12 protein-coding genes and 1 pseudogene are annotated in these 17,671 nt (G+C 38.4%); 6 read left to right on the top strand and 7 right to left on the bottom strand.

All coding sequences use genetic code 11. The features are described from left to right. Nucleotides 1–286: 286 nt before the first annotated feature. The 3 genes from ACFINE_RS07670 to ACFINE_RS07660 all read left to right on the top strand — a co-directional run bounded on the left by ACFINE_RS07670 (nt 287) and on the right by ACFINE_RS07660 (nt 3,543). Nucleotides 287–679 (top strand): Fur family transcriptional regulator, encoded by a 393-nt coding sequence (locus tag ACFINE_RS07670; protein WP_375621615.1) that lies wholly within the window; start codon nt 287–289, stop codon nt 677–679. A gap of 173 nt (nt 680–852) precedes the next feature. Then, on the top strand, nt 853–1,947 hold the full coding sequence (locus ACFINE_RS07665) for an HlyD family secretion protein (RefSeq protein ID WP_375621614.1): 1,095 nt from the start codon (nt 853–855) through the stop codon (nt 1,945–1,947). Between the two features lie 24 nt (nt 1,948–1,971). Further along, entirely contained in the window at nt 1,972–3,543 is a 1,572-nt protein-coding gene (locus ACFINE_RS07660; protein ID WP_375621613.1) for a DHA2 family efflux MFS transporter permease subunit, read from the top strand. A gap of 1,047 nt (nt 3,544–4,590) precedes the next feature. Here the strand turns inward: ACFINE_RS07660 and ACFINE_RS07655 are convergent. From ACFINE_RS07655 to ACFINE_RS07645, 3 genes are all read right to left on the bottom strand, one after another. Next, entirely contained in the window at nt 4,591–5,175 is a 585-nt protein-coding gene (locus ACFINE_RS07655) for a GNAT family N-acetyltransferase (protein WP_375621612.1), read from the bottom strand. A 75-nt stretch (nt 5,176–5,250) separates the two neighbouring features. Continuing rightward, nucleotides 5,251–6,384: a type III PLP-dependent enzyme gene (locus ACFINE_RS07650; RefSeq protein ID WP_375621611.1), complete on the bottom strand. Its 1,134-nt coding sequence runs from the start codon at nt 6,382–6,384 to the stop codon at nt 5,251–5,253. Between the two features lie 1,697 nt (nt 6,385–8,081). Further along, nucleotides 8,082–8,999, bottom strand: a complete 918-nt coding sequence (locus tag ACFINE_RS07645) for a rhodanese-related sulfurtransferase (RefSeq protein WP_375621610.1) — start codon at nt 8,997–8,999, stop codon at nt 8,082–8,084. 115 nt (nt 9,000–9,114) lie between these two features. Between ACFINE_RS07645 and eda the strand changes: the two genes are divergently transcribed. After that, nucleotides 9,115–9,780 (top strand): bifunctional 4-hydroxy-2-oxoglutarate aldolase/2-dehydro-3-deoxy-phosphogluconate aldolase, encoded by a 666-nt coding sequence (gene eda / locus ACFINE_RS07640; RefSeq protein ID WP_375621609.1) that lies wholly within the window; start codon nt 9,115–9,117, stop codon nt 9,778–9,780. Here eda and ACFINE_RS07635 read toward each other — a convergent pair. Continuing rightward, nucleotides 9,744–10,205 (bottom strand): annotated as a pseudogene (locus tag ACFINE_RS07635) (ferredoxin--NADP reductase); the annotation flags it as partial. The gene eda and the pseudogene ACFINE_RS07635 sit on opposite strands and share 37 nt — an antisense overlap. 18 nt (nt 10,206–10,223) lie before the next feature. Beyond that, nucleotides 10,224–11,051: a ferredoxin--NADP reductase gene (locus ACFINE_RS07630; RefSeq protein ID WP_375621608.1), complete on the bottom strand. Its 828-nt coding sequence runs from the start codon at nt 11,049–11,051 to the stop codon at nt 10,224–10,226. A gap of 806 nt (nt 11,052–11,857) precedes the next feature. Here ACFINE_RS07630 and alr point away from each other — a divergent pair. Next, a complete protein-coding gene (gene alr, locus ACFINE_RS07625) occupies nt 11,858–12,973 on the top strand; it encodes an alanine racemase (RefSeq protein ID WP_375621607.1) in 1,116 nt (371 codons plus the stop codon). A 720-nt stretch (nt 12,974–13,693) separates the two neighbouring features. Beyond that, complete coding sequence (locus ACFINE_RS07620) at nt 13,694–13,906, top strand: hypothetical protein (RefSeq protein WP_375621606.1); 213 nt, start codon at nt 13,694–13,696, stop codon at nt 13,904–13,906. Between the two features lie 593 nt (nt 13,907–14,499). Here the strand turns inward: ACFINE_RS07620 and gcvP are convergent. Both gcvP and gcvH read right to left on the bottom strand, forming a co-directional pair. Continuing rightward, nucleotides 14,500–17,295, bottom strand: coding sequence for an aminomethyl-transferring glycine dehydrogenase (gene gcvP / locus ACFINE_RS07615; RefSeq protein WP_375621616.1), 2,796 nt, complete (start codon nt 17,293–17,295; stop codon nt 14,500–14,502). A gap of 5 nt (nt 17,296–17,300) precedes the next feature. Continuing rightward, nucleotides 17,301–17,669 carry a glycine cleavage system protein GcvH gene (gene gcvH / locus ACFINE_RS07610; RefSeq protein WP_375612294.1) on the bottom strand — a complete coding sequence of 123 codons (369 nt, stop codon included), beginning with the start codon at nt 17,667–17,669 and terminating at the stop codon, nt 17,301–17,303. Nucleotides 17,670–17,671 lie beyond the last annotated feature (2 nt).

Genomic DNA, 17,671 nt, shown 5'->3' with positions numbered 1-17,671 from the left:
ATTTTTTTTTAAATAAAATAACCCAAACTTTACCAATAAAATATTGAACAAAAAATCCTATTTCAAAACATTATTGGTAAAATTAAGAAGCGTATAAAAGTTTCTTGCTGGATAGCAGCGGCTTTCAGATTATAATACCCCTCCCCTCACAACGGTTGCAACTTGTCTTACATATCGCAATGATGTCATGTAAAAGGCTAAAAATAGAGTACATATTCTATAATCACCATTGCATAAATATCTTACACGCTTTATGCTTTTCCATGGGAGCAAAAGGAAGATGTCAATGTCATCTAAACTGACGCGTAACCAAACATTGGTTTTAAATACTTTAAAAAATGCAAAAGGGCCTTTAAGTGCTTATGCGATTCTCAATCACTTACGCGAAGAAGGTTTTCGCGCACCTCTCCAAGTTTATCGTGCGTTAGAAAAACTCGTACAGTTAAAGTGTATTCATCGTCTTGAAAGTGCAAATGCCTTTATGGTCTGTTTACACCCTGAAAACTGTCAACATGAACTTACAACGTTTATAATTTGCGAAAACTGTGGCACAGTCAACGAAATACAAAATCAAACGATTGTATCGAGTTTAAAACAGATGGTTCAAGCTGTTGACTTCCAAGCACATAAAAGCACCCTAGAAGTACGAGGGCTTTGTAAAAAATGCGCAATAAAATAAGACCGCTAACTTGAAAACAAGATCTCTAACTTGCAAGTTTATATATTTAGCATTATGTACCAAGGATCGCCTTATTGTTTGAAAAGCTCTTATCGTCCGTGCATGTATCACCCTACCCTAGAGTGAGAGGCTTATTATACTCGTTAGAACATAAATATTGAAAGTATAAAATCATGTCCGTATCTGAGACAATTTTTTCAACCAAAAATTTCAATAAAACGAAACGAAAAAAAGTAATCAAGGCTCTTCTTATTGTCTTTGCACTTTTTGTGCTTTGGTTTAGCTACAAATGGATAACGCAATGGCGTTATATGCTATCCACTGAAGATGCCTATGTGCAAGGAGATATAGCCGCTATTGCGACTAAATTAAATGGATATATTGAAAAAATTGCCATTAAAGCCAACCAAGTTGTAAAAAAGGACGATGTTTTATTTTACTTAGACAATGGTGATTATCAAATAGCCTTGAATCAAACAGAAGCGCATCTTGACACACAGAAAAAAACACTTCTACGCATTGATGCACAAATCACAGCCGCTCATAGTGCTTTAGATGATGCAAAAGCGCAAAAAGCAGCCGCTTCAGCCATAGCAACCAATGCACAACTCACCTTAAAACGTGTAACAGAACTGAAAGCCAATCGTTATGCCCCTCAATCTGATGTTGATGATGCCAAATCAGCTTATGAACAAGCTATCGCAAATGTTAACCGTGCAGATGCACAAATCGCTGCAGCACGCGCCAATATTCGAGTGCTAGAAGCACAACGAAGTGAAACAGAAAGCCAAACAAAGAGTTTAGAACTTTCGCGTGAAAAAGCACAACGTGACCTTGATTCAACCATTATACGCGCGCCATTTGATGGAATCATAGGAAATTTAACAGCAAAAACGGGAGATTTTGTTGTAAATGGCCAACGTCTTGCAGCGTTAGTCCCCATCCATGCACTTTATATTGAAGCAAACTATAAAGAAACACAGTTGCAAAATATTCATGCGGGACAAAAGGCTTATATTTCTGTTGATGCCTTCAAAAAGGAGGGCTTTACAGGAACAGTGCTTTCTATTTCACCGGCAACAGGTGCTGTTTTTTCTCTTCTTCCTCCACAAAACGCTACCGGTAACTTTACAAAGATTGTCCAACGCATTCCTGTACGTATTTCTATTCCAGAAGAAGTCTTAAAGACCGGACATATCCGAGCAGGAATGAGTGTTTCAGTAGAAGTTGATACACGTACAAAACCACAAGATAAAAGTCTCTTATAATAACAAGCAAATGACCTCATTATTATGACATCTTCAATACCAAAGCCCATACAGTCTCAAGAGCGCATAGAAATCCGTAGCATTGTGATTTTCATAGTTATGGCCTTTGGCATGTTCATGGCCATTTTGGATATACAAATCGTTGCCTCCTCTTTAGCCGAAGTTCAAGCTGGTCTTTCTGCGAGCTCTGAAGAAATTTCATGGGTTCAAACCTCCTATCTCATCGCTGAAGTCATCATGTTGCCCCTTTCTGGATTCTTAGGAAGATTGCTTTCAACACGTGTTTTCTTCACCATATCAGCGATCGGGTTTACGATTACTTCTGTTCTTTGTGCAACAGCAACATCTATTGGAGAGATGATTATCTACCGTGCATTGCAAGGTTTTATTGGTGGAGGAATTATCCCAAGCGTTTTTGTCGCCTCTTATGTTCTTTTTCCTCCTTCCAAACGCCCAATTGTTACCCCTATTGTTGGACTAGTCGCAACATTAGCCCCCACTATTGGTCCAACGGTCGGAGGTTATCTTTGTCATATCTTATCATGGCACTGGCTTTTTCTCATTAATGTGCCTTTTGGGATTATTATTTCAATTCTCGCTTGGAAGTTGATTGATTTTGATAAAGCAAATCCATCTCTCATGGCTAAATTTGACTGGTTGGGGCTCATTTCTATGGCTGTTTTTCTAGGAACTTTAGAGTATGTACTAGAAGAAGGCGCACGTCATGATTGGCTGAATGATAGGCTGGTTCGGAATTTATTTATTATCATGATTCTTGCTGCCGCCTTGTTCTTCTGGCGTGCTTTTACAGCAAAAGAACCCATTGTAGATCTCTCTACTTTTTCTAATTTTAATTTTTCAGCTGCATCCATTTTTTCCTTTTCACTGGGTATAGGTCTTTATGGACTCACGTACCTTTATCCTGTCTATTTGAGCCAAATCCGCCATTACGATGCCCTTATGATTGGAGAAACATTGTTTCTTTCAGGATTCGTCATGTTATTAACGGCTCCCCTTGCAGGATTCCTTTCAGCACGAATGGATGCACGTGTAATGATGGCAATAGGACTTTTTGGTTTTGCAATAGGCACTTGGATGGCAAGCACTATCACAGATAAGTGGGATTTTTGGCAGCTTTTTTGGCCGCAAGTTTTCCGTGGTGCTTCTGTAATGTTATGTATGGTTCCTATTAATAATATTGCATTGGGAACACTCCCACCAGAACGAATGCAAAATGCTTCTGGACTCTTTAATCTCACACGGAATCTAGGTGGTGCTGTGGGACTTGCCATTATCAGCACGCTCATGACAAAACGCACGGACTTCCATTATGAACGAATAGCCGAAACCCTTAACCACGCAAACAGACAAGCAACTGAAATGCTTTCAAAGCTTATTTTATTATTCAAAACAGAAACCTTTGATTCCTATACCCTGGCTCTTTCTCAATTGTTTAATATGGTACGCATACAAGCAATGATTATGGCTTTTAGTGATATTTTCTTTATCATAACCATCATCTTTGGTGTTTTGACATTTATGACCATGTTTCTCAAAAAAATACCACCTCTCATGGATTCACCACCAAATCACTAAGCTTAATTACAATTGAGAAATATTTTTTATCCTTATCACTTTCCTCGCTTCCTATGCACTTTATCTTTTCTCAAGAGACAGTATAAATAAATACGTGATTCTAAATGATTCTTCTGATAAAAATTCTTTTCAATGCGGGCTCTTTACGCACTTTTAAAATAACCTCTCGCATACAAAAATTGTTTTAGATGATAGGTAAACAACGATCTTACCTAACGCGCTCCACACTATAAAGATAAAGCAGCTATTTCTATAAGATTTTTGATTTATCACCATAGGGCACAAACGATTAAAAGATTCTTTGCCCTTTACTCTTTTGAGTCTTACAAGAATATTCATAAAAGATTTATGATTCTTGTGATTTTTATTCACACACCTATTTCCCTTATAATGTGTAGAGCAACGTTTTTTGATTCTGAATGCAAAATTTTACATGAAAAAATCATTTTGTATTTGATCCTCTCATGCCAATTGCAAAACGATTTACCTTTATAGCAAAAAAGTAATGATATATTTTTTTTCAACAAAGCTGCTCATGTAATTTTATTTTTTTTACACTCTTTTAAAAAAGCTAGTATTTATAATTTTGATTCTACTGCTGCATATTTTTCTTTTTCAACAAGCGCTAAAATTGTATAAAATTTCTCAAAATATCTCTCTATTGAATCAATCAAAACCATTCCCTTGCACATAAAAAGCAAAGAAAAAAACTGTTTAAGAAAAAAGTAAAATATCCAACCGTTTCGATGCAAGATCTACCAACAATATTGGAAACTGGAAAACTGTATGATGATACTGGCTTTGAAAGAATACAAAACCACTCAAAAATCCGGTTCCTTTAATATTATAAAATAGGACGCTATTTCAAAAAATGAGCTTAAAATATATTCTTACTCACTTAACTGAAATTATCAAAAATAAGAAACCAGCCATATAATAAAATCGCGATACAACTCCCCAAAACTTTGTACCGCTAAATACCTTGGCACTGTCAAAACGGTATGCTCTTCTCAATGGCAGCTGCTGAAAAACGAAATAACACTATCTTCAAGCGACTTTATGATGCTGAAAACGATTTGAAACTTCTCGTTCTCCACTAGGAACCAAAGTGCCATAACACCCAGAAAGATAATGTGGTATCAGTTCCAACGCTTGAAAGCGATGCTTTTCGTAAGGACCAGGCATTGCCAAATTTTCTGTTAAACTATTTGAAAAGCCAAAACGTTGATAAAATTCAAAATCCCCTACCAGCAAAATGGCGCCATATCCCAATTTTTTTGCTGTTTCAATTGCATGGCGGACTAAAATTGATCCTATTCCCATACCAGCACATTCAGATGCAACAGCCAAGGGGCCTAAAAGTAAAGCATGTTGTGTTTTATTTTTTCTTTTAGAAAAAGAAACATGCCAAAGACGGACACTTCCCACAAGCTCTCCAAGCACATTTTTAACCACAAAAGAGAGCCCTTGAGCAGCTAACCGTCCACGACGTAAAGCCTCTGATGATTTACGTTTACGTCCATACCCCATCGTTGAATCAAGCAAAATTTCTCGATAAGGCTTATCGGCTTCTTGCTCCAATAAAAGTGTAAAACATGCCCCATCTTTTGTTTGAAAGTTCATCATGTTCATCTCTATAACCGCCCTCTTATAGCGCCATGACGAGCATAGCAAAAAGTCTAAAAAAACTATAGTTAAAAGGAAACCTCAGATTACATATGATCGTAAAGGCTCAAAACCATTAAAAGCAACCGATGCGTAAGTTGTCGTGTAAGCACCCGTTCCATGAATCAATATTTCATCTCCTATCGTTAGGGATAGAGGAAGCGGATAAGGTGTTTTTTCATAGAGAACATCTGCCGAATCGCATGTTGGTCCAGCCAAAATACAAGGCTCCATTACCTTATCATCATGAGGTGTCTCAATAGGATAACGAATGGCTTCATCCATAGTCTCAGCAAGACCATTAAATTTTCCAATATCAAGATAAACCCATCGTACATTATCATTATCAGCTTTTTTAGATATTAGAACAACTTCTGTACGAATAACACCAGCATTGCCAACCATCGCACGTCCTGGCTCAATAATCGTCTCAGGGATACGATTACCAAAATGCTTTTTCAATGAATCAAAAACTGCTGTACCATAAGCTTGTTCTGTAGGGACATCTTTCAAATAACGGGTTGGAAAACCGCCGCCCATATTCACCAATTTCAGTGAAATGCCTTCTTGTTCCAAGCGCTTAAAAACTGTAGAAGCATCCGATAAAGCACGATCCCACGCACTCAAATCAACCTGCTGAGATCCAACATGAAAAGAAACACCATAGGCTTGCAAACCCAATTGGTGTGCGCGTCTTAGAACATCAACCGCCATTTCTGGAACGCAACCGAATTTGCGTGACAATGGCCACTCTGCACCTTTTCCATCGGTAAGAACACGGCAAAAAACACGCACTCCTGGAGCAACACGCGCAATTTTTTCCACTTCTTCCACACAATCAACGGCATAAAGTGAAACTCCCAATGCATATGCTCGTGCAATATCACGCTCTTTTTTAATCGTATTTCCAAAAGAAATACGCTCTGGCGTTGCACCTGCTTTTAAAGCCATTTCAATTTCTGCAACAGAAGCCGCATCAAAAGAAGATCCTAAAGAACTTAGCAAACGCAAGATTTCAGGAGCTGGATTTGCCTTTATTGCGTAAAAAATACGAGACTGCGGCAGAGCTTTTTCAAAATTTAAATAGTTGTCACGAACAACATCAAGGTCAACAATTAAGCATGGACCTTCAGAACGATGTGTTGCAAGAAAATCGCGAATACGTTGCGTTGCCATCTGCAATTCTCCTTGAGGGAAAGCTCCCCCACTCTATGCTTGGACAGCCAAAGCTGCCAAAAGCTAAAGGACAAAAAACACACAACAACTATCCCCATTCTGATTACAAAAAATCAGAAATTAGCATTGCATGCAGCGAAAGAACAGCGCGAAGCCGCGTTATTCTATTTTATCTGCCTTTTTGATTGGAGTTGAGAAAACCACTTCCGCACTGAAGGCAATGAGGTGTGCCTCTATAGTTATCCCAGCATTTAAAAACTGGAAGACACCAGAAAGGCCCGCACCGTCGTTGCTTCAAGATGTCCTCATTCTTGCAATTGGCTGTAAGAATGACTGGAGCGGTTAGTTCCAGGTACCGTACCGGTTAATCTCACCATTTGAGAACCAGCGGACACCCACAGGCACGTGCGACTTTGGGCAAGGCATCCTATAAAACGAATTCTTTCTCATTTCAATCATTTTTTTAATTTTAAACATTTTTTAATTCTTAAAGATAAAATGATGCGAAAAAACAACACTCTCCCCAGACAAAGCCATCCATCCGCTTTCATGAGATCACACCCCTTACATTATCCGTGCAACATAAATCACTGTCTTGCGTTTAAAGCCCCTTGTTTCTTGACCCTATTCTATCTCCTAATATCCGCAGCAGAAAATAACGCAAAATAAATTACTCAAGACATTAATTTATAATGATAATTTATTATTGTACCCTTAAACAAAAATTCCATTATAAAATCCTCTTATTTCAACCCTCTTACAATGAATCAATTAAAATCATTCTTTTGCGCATCAGAAATAAAAAACAATTGAAAAAAGGAGTACCTCTTATATATCCTCTCAAATGCAAAGATGACCAACATTGAAGACTGAGGATAGTAACGACTGAAGCACCATAGTCTTTAAAGATAACGTGTCCTTCCCCCAACAAAACACCATTATCTTTCTCATTTACATCCTAAAAACATCCCTGCTTCCACATTCATTTCACAGCATCGCTTAAGCAAAATATCATGAAGAAATCCCCGTATAATATAGCTTGTATGATATAGATCAACTACATCTCACCCTCTTTATACTTATGAAATTAAAAACAAACACTCCCATTCTATCTGCCAACTTCCAATATTGCAGAAACTCGTACATTGAAATGTTTCATAACACCTTATCTAAAATGATTTTTGTCCACACGTTACTCCCATTTGCAACGTACAAGTGAATGAATTTTACGCGATTCGTTCTCATCTAATCTGAAAGCAACAAAGTTCACAATATTGAACTCTTTTATTCAAATGAATAATAAATTATCATTATAAATTAATGTATTATATTAAATTCTGAAATCATAAACTCCTATTATCATTTTATTTTTCCACCTAGCATCTGCTTTTTCATCTCCTCTTATTAATCACATCTTATTTATACGCTTTTCTCTTAAACTATAATCTCCCTCCTCTGCGCTGTTGGTGAACGGCTTTTCTATTTTAAAATGAAAAGTATCTGAAAACTCAATCCTATAAAGTCAAGGAGAGCGAACAATCTATAATGATTATTTATAAGTCAAATAATTTAACATAAACAAAAAGACCGAATAATATCCGGTCTTATAAAATATTTTTCTACCAATATTAAAAAACTCTTCTCTCTTAAATTTAAGAGAAAAACGCTACAACTTAAAACTCTACACTACGATATCCTTATGTCCCTTGATGAGAATCAATTGCACGCAATTTCAACAATTGAAATTGCCTATGGCGCTCACGAAAGCGCTCTCTATCGGCTTCACTACGCGTGTTATAACAAGCATCACAGGAAACACCTTCCTCATAATGAGGCGATAATTTGCTTTCAGCATTAAGAGGAGAACGACACGCGCGACATAATTCGCGTCCACATTCTTCAAGACCATGTTGAACAGAAACACGCTCATCAAAAACAAAACACTCACCCCACCATAAACTTTTCTCTTTTGGAATTTTTTCTAAATATTTTAGAATACCTCCTTTTAGATGGTAGACTTGCTCATAACCAAGATCACGAACAAAAGCTGTTGATTTTTCACACCGAATACCACCTGTACAAAACATGGCAATTTTCTTTTTTTTCTTTAACTCAGCCTCATGTTTACGCACCCATTCAGGAAATTCGCGAAATGTTTTAATCTGCGGATCAATCGCTCCTTGAAAACTCCCTATCGCATATTCATAGTCATTCCGTGTATCGATTAAAATTGTCTCTTCATCTTGAATAAGAGCATTCCAATCTTCAGGATCGACATAAGTACCAACAACTTTTAGCGGATCAACCCCTTCAACCCCCATTGTCACAATCTCTTTTTTCAACCGCACTTTCATGCGATGAAAAGGCATTTTTGATGCCCATGAATATTTAATCTCCGGCGTTTGAAACGCTGGCTCAGCCGTAATAAAATCCACCAATGCCTCAATCGCATCACAAGAACCAGCAACTGTTCCATTAATGCCCTCTTGTGCTAAAAGCAGAGTGCCTTTGATATCCTTTGCTTGACATAAATCCTGCAAAGGTTTTTGTAATTGATGATAATGCTTCAAATCTGCAAAGCAATAAAGTGCAGCAACTTTAAAATTCTTTTCCATGTGTTTTGCCATAACGCGCGTTTCATTCAATTTCAAGATTTATTCATGTACTCTTTAACATATTGTGCTTAATCAAACGATACAAATAATATCATCACCAAGAAGAAAAAATATCATGTGCCAAAAAAGAGAAAAGCTTTTATTATATCTCCAAGGACAAACTGTTATACCTGTTTTACTCATTGACAATCTACAAAGTGCTGTACCGTTAACACGCGCTCTTGTCAAAGGTGGATTAAAAACAATTGAGATCACCTTGCGAACACCAAATGCCCTCAAAGCAATTCAGAAAATCATACAAGAAGTCCCTGAAGCAATTGTTGGAGCCGGCACAATTCTCAACACAACACATTACGAAAAAGCCGAACAAGCTGGAGCCAAGTTTATTGTAAGCCCCGGATTATCCAATGAACTAATCAATTGTGCAAAAAATAGTGAAATTCCCCTTCTTCCCGGTGCAATGACCCCAAGTGAACTCATGCAAGCATTAAACAAAGGCTATTCATATCTTAAATTTTTCCCTGCTGAAGCTGCTGGGGGTATTTCCTTCATCGAAGCTTTAGCATCTCCCTTCTCTGATATCCGGTTTTGCCCAACAGGCGGTATTACACAAAAAAGTGCAACACAATGGCTCCAACTGCCCAATGTCTTCTGCGTTGGTGGTTCTTGGATAGCACCCCAACCGCTCATCGCAATAAGTGATTGGGATTCGATTACTGCATTAGCATATACCGCATCACAACTTCACTCTCCCTCGAAAAAAGCTCTTTCTACAATATAATGTAATGTGCAAGAATATCAGTCCCTTCAACAAGACCAAAGCTTTCACACATCCTTGCGCAATCTTTTAACATCGTCATAAAACCATAAATCATCACCCGATCTTCATCAGGATGAATTTTGCGAGTTCTATTGTTTCAAAGCCGCTTGTTTCAAAAAAATCTCCACTTTCCATAACAGTCGTAATACGCCCCATATGCTCAGAAGGTTCACGAGTCGTCATAGGATAAAATCTCAACTGTTGTGCATACTCTCCAATGAGTGGATCTTATTGCAAAGAGGAAACAAGATCTTTTGCACAAATTAACCCATTCTTTTCGCACGTTATTTAAATAAGGACAACTTCTGAAAATTTTCATAAATGTCAGGATCACGAATAAAGCTTGCAAAAGGAAAAAAACCGTACCGGTTTGAAAGAAGATAAAGCATCAACTTTCCCACTCATTACTCCACAAAAGCGCGCTCTACAACATAAGTAGCAGGAGCATTATTGGCCCCTTCAACAAGACCAAAGCTTTCACACATCCTTGCGCAATCTTTTAACATAGCCATGGAACCACAAATCATCACCCGATCTTCATCAGGATGAATTTTAGGAAGGCCTGTTGTTTCAAAAAAGTCCCCACTTTCCATCACAGTTGTAATACGGCCCATATGCTCAGAAGCTTCACGAGTAGTCATAGGATAAAATCTCAACTGTTGTGCATACTCTCCAATGAGTGGATCTTGTTGCAAAGAGGAAACAAGATCTTTTGCATAAATTAACTCATTTTTTTCGCGCGTTGTTTGAATAAGGACAACTTCTGCAAATTTTTCATAAGTTTCAGGATCACGAATAAGGCTTGCAAAAGGAGCAATCCCCGTCCCAGTTGAAAGAAGATAAAGACGTTTTCCAGGAATAAGAGCATCAAGAACCAGCGTTCCTGTAGATTTTTTACGCATGAGAACTGTATCACCAATTTTAATTTTTTGGAGATGCTCGGTTAAAGGTCCCCCTGGAACTTTTATCGAAAAAAACTCAAGCTGTTCATCCCAAAAGGGACTTGCAATCGAATAAGCGCGATAAATCGGCTTTTCTGCATTTGGCAAACCGATCATAACAAACTCACCCGAACGAAAACGAAAACTTTCCGGACGATTCAGACGGAATTTAAATAACCGATCTGTATAGTGACAAACCTCTTGGACAGTAAGGGCGAACACATTCTCAGGAATCGGAAAATTTACAACGCTGCTGATGCTTGACGGAACATTGGTAGCAGACGTATTCATACTCTTCCCCATATCTTTATTGAACGTTAAATTTCGAATCCTTGACGTGATATAGTACTTGCACAACCATCTGCCAACAATTTTCTCAACACAAAAGCCTCAAGGTTAACACTTTTATGTCAAAATTAAATAAATGAGTCTAGTGTACTCTATAAGCGATAAAATTGATTTCACTTAAAACCAATCAAAGACTAGAAAGTAAATACTGGATACCCAATCCATCTTGAAAACAAATAATATCCAAATCAACGAGTTTTCTAAATCAACAGTTTTAATGTATCAAAAAGTGTTTACACACTGTTTTCCATTCAATAAAAATAATTTTAAGTGCATGAGACGACATCCAAAATTGCACAGATGAGTGATCTTCCCCCTCATGTTAGAAAACTTGTAATGCATTGACTTAACGTGGTTAATTTAATCATTTTACCTTCTCTACACAAGCAGCCAATGCAATATTTAATCACAAAAATCACACCAGCAACAATAGTCTAACATTGCACTCTTCAAAATGATACAATACAATAAACTATGCTTTCTTTTTTATATGCCTAAACGAGGGGAAATAAGTAAAAAAGTCTATGTTTTACAAATCATTAGAAGATACCATGTTGATAACAACACAAATAAAACTAAACTATCTCTTATATCCGGAGTACCATTTTACATAAAAAACGACTTTAATGGCAGCATAGGCTTCTTATGATTTTGACCGTAGCAAACAGTATCTTTCATCTCTCATAAGCAACCTCTATAAAATAACCAAAGAAAACTGCGTATTTCACGAACACAGATAAGCTTTTAAAATGAACAAATCCGTTAATGATGAAATAAATACATCACTCTATACAGCTGTAGCAACCATCGATGTCAGTGCCATTGTTGCCAATTATATTACTTTAGCCAAACGTGTAGCTCCAACACAATGTTCAGCAGTTGTAAAAGCAAATGCCTATGGATTAGGAGCTCACAAAATTGCTCCTGCCCTTTATCAAGCTGGTTGTCGCACTTTTTTTGTCGCCCAAATCAGAGAAGCACTCCAATTAAAAAGCATTTTACCATCAAATGTCACAATTGCCATTCTGAATGGACTTCCACACTTAGCAGAAGAGTTTGTCGCACAATCTGGTATTGTTCCTGTTCTAAACTCTTGGAATGCCATTGAAAATTGGCAAAAAATTTGTCAAAAAAAAGATAAAAAATTTCCAGCAATGGTTCAAATCGATACCCATATGAACCGATTAGGACTAGATCAAAAAGAATTACAAAAACTCATCAAACACCCTACAATTTTCGAAAAAGCAGAAATAAAATATATTCTTAGTCATCTTTCTAACGGAGAAGATGATACCCACCCATCAAATTATGCCCAATTGACTTCTTTCAAAACGATCCTTGCGCAATTGCCTGCTTGCAAAGTTTCCTTTGCCAATTCTGGAGGTATCTTTCTAGGATCAGATTTTTATTTTGATCTTGTTCGTCCAGGCATTGCACTTTACGGAGTTGATCCGCGGGGAAAACACCCGTCACCTTTGAAACCTGTTTTAAAACTTGAAGCCCAAGTCATTCAAAGCCGCGTTGTTGATATAGGAGCACCTGTTGGTTATGCAGAAAGCTTTATAACCAACAGACCAAGCACTCTTGCAACCATTTCTATAGGCTACGCAGACGGCTGGCTCCGTACTCTTTCGAATAAAGGAACTGTTTATTTCAACGGGCACAAACTTCCCATGGTTGGGCGGGTTTCTATGGATTCCATTATTGTAGATACGACCGATCTTGAACAAAAACCTCAAACTGGTGACTGGGTAGAACTCATTGGTCCCCATCAAACACTTGAAAAAGTATCTATAGATGCCGATACCCTTCCCAATGAAATTCTAACATCTCTTGGCTCCCGCTATAAATACATTTACACATAAAAACTCTTTAAAAAAATAAATTGATAAAAATCATCATTTTAGAAAATTGAGGGGCTTTTACAAAAGATTTTACAACAATCAACCACACAGAATGGTCATAGACACCGCACATTCACAGAAATCTCAAAACAGACAAGTTGATGGACTGTTTTATGGAAGTAGCTTTCATCTAAAATACAAAAACTTAGCCTTTCCCCATAAATTGACAAAAAAGAATCTACTACAAAGTTTTTAAAATTAATTTCCCAATTAAAATCATTCGCTTGCATACCACAAGCTGGACTATGTGTAGATAAAAATGATTTAAGAAAAGAATAATTCCTCTTATGAACCATAGTGCCAAGAGCTATAACATTAGGCGCTGGCAAAGTGTATAATAGTGCCGGCTTACTCCGTTATGAAGCGTAAAGATTGGGGGATCAATGGATTTACCCTTACACCATTCACAAGCGCCGTCGCGAAATGGGATTAGGAGCGAAATATCTCTTTAAAACAAACATGTGAATTAACAACCCAAGTATATTCTTTTTGGAGCGTTCTGTTTTACATGAGGATCATTCCCCCACTAAAGAACACAATAAATAAAAGTATGGAGCAATATGTAATCCCCATTATTAAAAAAATATTGCTTTAAATGCTTTTGAAAGCCGCAAAGCTGAATGAAGAGGAGATGACAAACTGAGGATTGATTTTCACCTTTACAGCTTTACATTTTCCAAAATGAGATTGTCTTCCAGTTTCAAAGGTTACGTCAACAGAAATACGCAATCCCCCGCCCTCATCAGACAGACAGCAGGAACTACTCATAAAGCTCTTTTTTTCTCAATCTCTGACTCAAAACATGTCGCTGCGTTAAGTTTGGATGTTGATTTACAGGTAACAGCGAAAGAACACGGGCTCTTAGGAAAACAGCGCCGTAAAGTCACAAACTGACTTGCAATGAAGTGGAAAGATGTGCCGGCTTTTTATAAGATACCTTGTAAAAAACAACCATAATACATTTGGCTTTGCGTTTGCTCATTCTGACAGGTGTTCTTACATATTTTTGCGTCATATTTATAAAAAGCAGATTAAAGAGAAATATTTAGACAATTCTTGACTCGAAAAGATGCAACAACAGAGTTTCGCGTGTCTTTATCATCAAAAACACTAAAATTGATTTTATTCTTTCTACAACCGGTCGTCGTCACCCTAGTGAGAAGGAGTATATAACAACACATGCAACAGACGTGACCTATCCCCCGTAGGTTTCGCTCTCGTTTACATGAATTAGCTGGCTAGACCAATGCCGCCTAGTCACTAAAACCATGTCATACGGTAGAAAGCAAAGGAGAGCATGCCTATTGCCGACAAAATACAGCTTTTTGTCGACTTTTTCGATTTTGCTCATGTTATAAAAAACAATGCAAAATTCTAGAAAATAGACAAATAATTCCATAGTAACATGATCAACAAGTACAAACCCACACAAAATGTGTGGGCTTTTTTGTTTATGCAAATAAACAAATTAAATACATATTTGTTATTTAATAGGTATTTCCCAATGGCGGACACGAACAAATGAGCATTCTGTCTCCCGCAACATTATCAATACGCGATACAGGAGGCCAATATTTATTGGCTGGATCAAGAGAACTGTTGGGAAAAGCAGCTTCTTGTCGCGAATAGGGTCGTGCCCAAGCATCATCTAAAGTATCTGCCACTGTATGAGGGGCATTCACCAATGGATTATTGTCTTTTGGCCAAACCCCATTCCCAACTTTTTTCGCTTCTTCAGCAATAGAGAGTAAAGCATCACAAAAACGATCAATCTCTGCTTTTGGTTCTGATTCCGTTGGCTCAATCATCAAAGTTCCCGGAACCGGAAACGACATCGTGGGCGCATGAAATCCATAATCAATGAGACGTTTTGCAATATCATCAACACTCACCCCATACTGCTCTTTCAACACGCGTGTATCCACAATACATTCGTGCGCAACACGTCCATGCTTGCCCCGATAAAGAATGGAATAAGCGGCTGAAAGACGTGCAGCAATATAATTGGCATTTAAAATGGCTATTTGTGTTGCATATTTTAAGCCATCAGCCCCCATCATTCGAATATACATCCATGTAATTGCAAGAATAGACGCACTTCCATAAGGAGCAGCCGAAACCGCATGCGTTGTCCCATCTTGTTCATGACCTGGTACGAATGGTTTGAGATGCGCAGCAACTCCAATTGGTCCCATACCAGGACCACCACCACCATGAGGAATAGCAAATGTTTTATGAAGATTCATATGACAAACATCAGCGCCAATATCCGCAGGACGAGCAAGCCCCACAAGGGCATTGAGATTAGCACCATCAAAATAAACTTGTCCGCCATTTTCATGAATAATAGAACAAATTTCCTTAATGCTTTCCTCGTAAACACCATGGGTTGAAGGATAAGTAATCATGAGAGCGGCCAATTTATCTTTATGCAATTGCGCTTTCATCTTGAGATCGTCTACATCAACATCACCATCGCTTAAACATTTTACCACAACGACTTCCATCCCTGCCATATGGGCCGAGGCTGGATTTGTACCATGCGCAGATGCAGGAATAAGACAAACTGTACGTTGATGTTTTCCCCGTGATTGGTAATATCGTCGGATAGCCAAAAGCCCAGCATATTCACCTTGAGCACCAGAATTTGGCTGAAAAGAAACTTGCGCAAATCCTGTAATTTCACACAACCACGCATTTAACTGGTTGATCATCTCCAAATAACCCGCTGCATCCTCTAGTGAAACAAAGGGATGTATATTGGCCATGCTAGCCCAACTTACAGGCATCAATTCAGCAGCTGCATTAAGCTTCATTGTACAAGAACCAAGAGGGATCATAGCGCGATCCAGCGCCAAATCCTTATCCGCTAAACGACGCAAAAAGCGCATCATATCTGTCTCTGAATGAACCGCATGAAAAAAAGGCTGAGAAAGAAAAGCAGCATCCCGTTTTTTTCCAAAGAGTCGTGGAGAAACCTTATCAACGAGTTGTGCCCCCAAAAGCTGCGCTAAAGCACCAGCATCTTCTTCTGTTGATAATTCATCAAAATTGATTGCAATAGTGTCATCATCGAGAACACGAATAAGGCGCCCACCTATTTTGGCTTGATGCGCAATTTCTCGTGCTTTTCCCTTAACAGAAATACTCACACAATCAAAAAAGCTTTTCCCTTCAACATGAACCCCTGCGGCTTCTAAACCAGCAACAAAACGACATGTTAAATGATGAATTCGCTGCGCAATTTCTTGTAAGCCTTTTGGCCCATGCCAAACAGCATAAGCGGTTGCCATATTAGCCAACAAAGCCTGCGCTGTACAAATATTTGACGTCGCTTTATCGCGCCGAATATGTTGTTCACGTGTTTGCAAAGCTAAACGAAAACCAACGCGTCCTTTGGTATCCACGGATTGACCAACAATACGCCCTGGAATAAGACGCGTTAACGCATCACTCACGGCAAGGTAACCAGCATGTGGACCACCAAATCCCATCGGAACGCCATAACGCTGCATAGTGCCAACAACGATATCTGCCCCCCATTGAGCAGGTGGCTCCTGAAGAGTAAGCGCTAAAGGATCAGCTACAACGATAACTAAAGCTCCCTTTTCCTTTGCCTCTTTTATGATCTCACTGTAATCATGAAAAGAGCCTTTTGTATCTGGCCAAGACAAAACAATTGCCGCTGTATCAGGATCAATTTCGCCATTTTGGCTAATCTGAATCCCTTGTGTTTCAGCACGCGTTTGCGCAACACTCAAAGTCTGAGGATGTAAAAGACTCTGAAGAGAAATTTTTGTTTTTTTCTCACGGAAAAAGCGAACAGCAAGGGCATTGGCTTCAGCTAAAGCAGTTGCTTCATCAAGAAGGGAAGCAGCAGAAACAGGCAAACCTGTTAGTTCACTAACCAATGTCTGAAAATAAAATAAAAGCTCTAAACGACCTTGGCTAATTTCTGCTTGATAAGGCGTATAAGCAGTATACCAAGCAGGATTTTCAAACAGATTTCGTAAAATAACCGGAGGCACATAAGTTCCATGATATCCTTGCCCAATAAAACTTTTGTGCACATGGTTACGCTCCATCATCTTGGAGAGTTCTTCCAAGGCTTGTCCTTCACTAGCAGCCTCTGGAAGATTCAGTGAACGTCCCAAATGGATAGAGTGTGGAACAGCTTGAGAAATAAGTGTCTCAACACAATCAAGCTCTAAAACATCAAGCATTTTTTGTGTTTCATCAGGACGCAGCCCAATATGTCGAGAAGAAAAAGAACGCTCGATCATGGTACTCATCCAATCAAAGCCTTATAAGCATCTTTATCTAACAACCCCTCCAGTTGTGTCTCATCCTGCAATGTCATTTTCCATAACCAGCCTTCTGTTTCGGGTTTCTGGTTTACCAGTTCAGGATTATCAGCCAAGGCTTCATTTATTTCGACCACTTCACCATCAAGAGGAGCATAAACATCTGAAGCCGCCTTCACTGATTCCACAACAGCCGCCGCCTCTCCTTTGGAAAGTTTTGTTCCACTTTGTGGTAAATCAACAAAAACCAAATCCCCTAATTGCTCTTGCGCATAATGCGTAACCCCAACAGTCACCACCTGCCCTTCAACGCTAAGCCATTCATGGTCATGTGTAAAATAAGTTTTAGACATAA

Origin of the sequence: Bartonella sp. AA97HXZ (assembly GCF_042196985.1) — a bacterium.
In the GTDB taxonomy this organism is placed as follows: Bacteria; Pseudomonadota; Alphaproteobacteria; order Rhizobiales; family Rhizobiaceae; genus Bartonella.
This window is presented reverse-complemented; position numbering and strand designations above follow the sequence as displayed.